The following is a 4329-nucleotide window of genomic DNA, read 5'->3' as shown; positions in this document are numbered from 1 at the left end:
TTCTCGGGCCGCCGCCGGTCCGACCGATGTGCTTGAGTCTTCGATCAACTATCTGGGAATTTCAGTCTATCCCGGCATCTACCGGATGACCCAAATATGTCCTGCAGCGTTAATATCTTGGCTTCTATCGTTAGATTTCCAATGTTTTGTTAGTTAAACTGAATCATTTTGAAGCCGGAAAGCAGCCGGGGAAAAACCGAGATCCCAGGATGTCTGGGGTAAAACGACTTGCCGTCTTTCATTCAAGAGGAAAATAAGAATTTTCAAAATTTGAATCACTCCAGTTAGGGCGGAAGATGTTTCACGTTGGGTCAACATGCTAAAGGGATCAACAATGAAAAAAATATTACTGATTTACATTGTTTTTATGAGCTGTACAGGAGGTGGCATTTGTCAGGCGGAAAAAATGAAACAACTAGTGCTCACCGGCCCTCCGGTAGCAGAGACCTATCCCCTTTACTGCATGCAGGAGTTTGAACAGCTTAACAACATCGCGGATGAAATAAAATTTGTCCCCTGGGACAGCACTGACCAACTCAGGGCAATGATTGTGGCCGGGCAGGTGGATTATGCAATTCTGACAACAGCATCTGCGGCAAAATTTTATAACAAAGGTGTGCCAATACGGATTGTGGATGTCTTATATCCCTCCAGCCTTGGGGTTGTTTCGGCAGATCCGGACATTGAGAGCATCAGGGATCTCAAAGGCACGGAGGTGGTATTGCCGTTTCGCCCCGGGGATATGCCGGAAGTCATCTTCTCTGTTTTGATGTCCGGCCAGGGTCTTGTTCAAGGCAGCGATATTCGTCTCAGATATGTGGGCTCACCAATGATGGCTGTCCAACTGATGTTGCTGGGCCGCGCAAAAAATGCTTTTTTGTCTGAGCCGGCGATTTCCATGGCAGTTTACAGGTCCCGTTTGATTGAAGGAAAATCGCCGGCTCCATTGCTGCGCAAAAGCATAGACATACAACATGAATGGAGTGAGGTTTATCCTGAGCATCCTTTTATTCCATTGGTGGCTATCGCAGCTGTGGGCAATAAAGCGGCAATGCCGGAAGTTGTTAGGCCTTTTCGCAAGGCATACAGGGCAAATGCATCCTGGTGCCTGAAGCATCCGGTTGAAACAGCAAAGCAGTTTTCGGTGCTTTTCCCCGGCCTGTGCGAAAAAGCCGTTTCGGAAAACATCAAAGCAACCTGCTACCGGATTGAACCGGCCGCGGAGGCCAGAGGAGAAATAAACTTTTTCTTAAACATTGTAAAAGCAAAAAATCCTGCCTGTATTGGCGGCAAGATCCCTGATGAAAATGTGATCTGGAAGCCGTGAAAATGAAAACATACACTTACAGCGCTTTGCAATTTTACAAAAAACCCCCTGGCGCTTTGTATTCAGCTTTCGGCGTTTTGTTGCTGATCTTTTTCTGGCAGTTGGCTTCTGGGCATATGTCCGGACTGGTTATCGCTCCGCCTGCAGATACCTTAAGGGCGCTGTACAGAATACTGTCCAGGACCGATTTTCTGTCTTCTCATTTTCTGGTTAGCATCCAGCGCCTGTTTTTGGGGATTGCTTTCGGAGTGGCAGCCGGCTTTGGGCTCGGCATTCCTGCTGGTCTCAGCAGGCCTTTTCGCCTGATGCTTGAACCTTTTCGCTGGGTCCTGATGAGCATACCGGCCGTTGTCGTTATCATGGTGGCCCTGCTTTGGTTTGGAATGGGTTCAGCCATGGTTGTTTTTATTACATCATTGCTTCTTTCCCCGGTTGTCTATGTTAGCACAATAGAGGGAATGCATTCCGTAGATCGGGACCTGGTTGAGATGGCTGAGATATATCGGTTTTCATTGTGGATGAAAATCCGTGACATCTACCTGATGTCCATTGCTGTGCCTCTTGCTTCCGGCATGGCAATTGTGATCGGAAATGGTATTAGAATCGTTGTGCTGGCGGAGGTGCTGGGGGCACACGAAGGGCTTGGGTATATTTTGTCCTCAGCCCGCACAAATCTCGATATTGCAGAGCTTTATGCCCTTGTTCTGCTTAGCCTTTTGATTGTTGGAATAACAGATTTTTGCATGCTTAAACCCGTGCTGAACAAAATCATGCGGTGGAGAGGCAGGAATAATGATTGAATTTTGCAATGTAGCAAAAGATTTTCAAAATTTTAGTGTATTAAAAAATATTACGTTCTCTGTCTCCAAAGGAGAAGTGGTAGGGATAGCCGGTAAAAGCGGGGCTGGCAAATCGACTATACTCAAGCTGGTCTCAGGAATTTTGCAGCCCACCAAAGGCAGCGTCGCAACCAAAGCCTTCCGTTTGGGCTATGTTTTTCAAAAGCCCCGGTTGCTTGCATGGAAAACAGCGTTGGACAATGCAATCCTTCCTTTGCGTGCCATGGGAGTGGCCCGGAGGGAAGCCATGGCCACAGGCAAAGACCTCATGGATTATCTCGGACTGCAAGGATTTGATAATACCTATCCTGCACAACTTTCAGGTGGCATGTGCCAGCGTGTCGCTATCGCCAGGGCATTGCTTACAAAACCGGACCTCCTGCTTATGGACGAGCCGTTCAATGGTATGGATTCGATTTTGAAAGACAATATTTTTCAATTACTTGAAAAGAAAATAATTCAATACGATGCAACTGTACTCTATGTTTCCCATAACACGGATGAGCTTTCAAGGCTGTCCTCGCGCGTCATTTATCTTGAAAAAGGTCGTTTGCTATAAGCGCAACACTATATTTCTGTCTGGTCCAACCGGCTGCGGGCTCCACTCCCGGTTTATTTCATTCTTTTTGCCTGCCCCACATCTTGCGTTTCCGCATCATTCACGGGAATTTGAATTTCACGGAGAATACGTCCTGCCTGAACTGAGTGATTTGAAGCCCTCGTTTTCGGTCTGAGAAACATTTCACAGGCAATATGTCCGGTGTCGCTAATATTTTGGCTTGTATCGTTAGATTCTTGACATTTTATTAGATAAGTTGAACTTGAATTCAATTTTCAAAAATAAGGCACAACCCGGAAAACAGGAGGAGCTTTTTTATGAAAAAAGATCCGGTTATTTTATTGGCTCTGTATGTTTTTTTTATTATTGCTTTGATTTTTACTGAACAGAAATGGGCCTTTGCCGGCAGTAGCGGAATAGAGCAGACCTCGGCAGAGGCCTTTGAGCCGCAGCAAGACAGCCCGGCCATTGCCGCAGAAGAGGAGCCCGGGATACACGAACTTGGCGCCGTGACGGTGACCGCCCGGAAAAGAGAAGAAGACGCCCAGGATGTGCCCTTTGGCAGTTCTGTATTTTCGGAGATTCGGCTTGAAGATGCCGATATCAGAGATGTCAATGAACTGACCCGTTTTTCCCCAAACGTATATATGAAACACAGCACTGCCGGCAATATTATCGTATTTCGGGGGGTTTCCACCTACGATACCTCCATCTCCAGCCCTGCTGGTTTTTATGTCGATGGTGTCTATTATCCGCTTTCTTTTATGCACAATCCTGATTTTTTTGACATTGAACGCATCGAGGTCCTCAAGGGGCCCCAGGGGACCCTTTATGGCAGAAACAGCGAATCAGGGGTTGTCAACATTATCACCAAACAACCGGGTAACCATTTCAGGGCCAGGGTATTTGGTGAATACGGAGCTTATGATGCCTCCGGCAACAATCCCGATTCTTTCCGGACGGGTGGAACAGTCAGCGGGCCGGTGCAAAAAGACAAATTGTATATGGGGCTTAGCTGGCAGAGGGAAGACTCGGATGGCTTCATGGAAAATGTATACAAGAACACAGACGATGCGGGCAGGACAGACCATAACAACGGAAGGGCCACGCTTCGATGGACTCCTTCCGAAGTGTGGGACGTATCCTTGATCACTGATTTTATGGATCAGGATGATGGAAAGGGTTTCCATCGGTTTTTTACCGGGCCATATCAAACAGACCGTTATGAAATCGCCTACGACGGAAAGAATTTCTGGGAAAATGAAGGCAACGGCCAGGCTTTGCAGGCACAATACGAAGGAAAAAGTTTTAATTTATTCTCGGTGACAGGCAGAAGGTATTATGAAAGCAAAAGAGGATCTGATTTTGACTGCACTTCTGTGCCGCTTGGCAATAATGTTTTTATCTTTGAAGATACTCTTTTGAGCCAGGAAGTCCGAATTTCTTCCCCTCAGGACAACGGGCCTTTTCAGTGGCTTTTTGGCCTATACGCCTTTAACGAAGACATCGATGTTGACTTTGAGATGCAAAGAACAAACCAGAATATGCAGCAGATACGCAGAACCGAGATGGATATCAGCGGCCGGGCGGTTTTCGGTCAGGGC

At 46.9% G+C, this 4329-nt stretch carries 4 protein-coding genes; all 4 read left to right on the top strand.

The features are described from left to right. Window positions 1–334: 334 nt before the first annotated feature. Entirely contained in the window at window positions 335–1327 is a 993-nt protein-coding gene (locus tag HNR65_RS17755) for an ABC transporter substrate-binding protein (RefSeq protein ID WP_181552872.1), read from the top strand. 2 nt (window positions 1328–1329) lie between these two features. Then, window positions 1330–2127 (top strand): ABC transporter permease, encoded by a 798-nt coding sequence (locus HNR65_RS17750; protein ID WP_181552871.1) that lies wholly within the window; start codon window positions 1330–1332, stop codon window positions 2125–2127. Beyond that, window positions 2120–2725 carry an ABC transporter ATP-binding protein gene (locus tag HNR65_RS17745; protein ID WP_181552870.1) on the top strand — a complete coding sequence of 202 codons (606 nt, stop codon included), beginning with the start codon at window positions 2120–2122 and terminating at the stop codon, window positions 2723–2725. The genes HNR65_RS17750 and HNR65_RS17745 overlap by 8 nt, the downstream gene beginning before the upstream one ends. Window positions 2726–3042: 317 nt before the next feature. Further along, a partial coding sequence (locus HNR65_RS17740; RefSeq protein WP_181552869.1) for a TonB-dependent receptor occupies window positions 3043–4329 on the top strand: 1287 nt, incomplete at its 3' end.

The organism is Desulfosalsimonas propionicica (assembly GCF_013761005.1).
In the GTDB taxonomy this organism is placed as follows: domain Bacteria; phylum Desulfobacterota; class Desulfobacteria; order Desulfobacterales; family Desulfosalsimonadaceae; genus Desulfosalsimonas; species Desulfosalsimonas propionicica.
The sequence above is the reverse complement of the archived record's forward strand: the minus strand, read 5'-3'. Positions and strand labels throughout refer to the sequence as shown.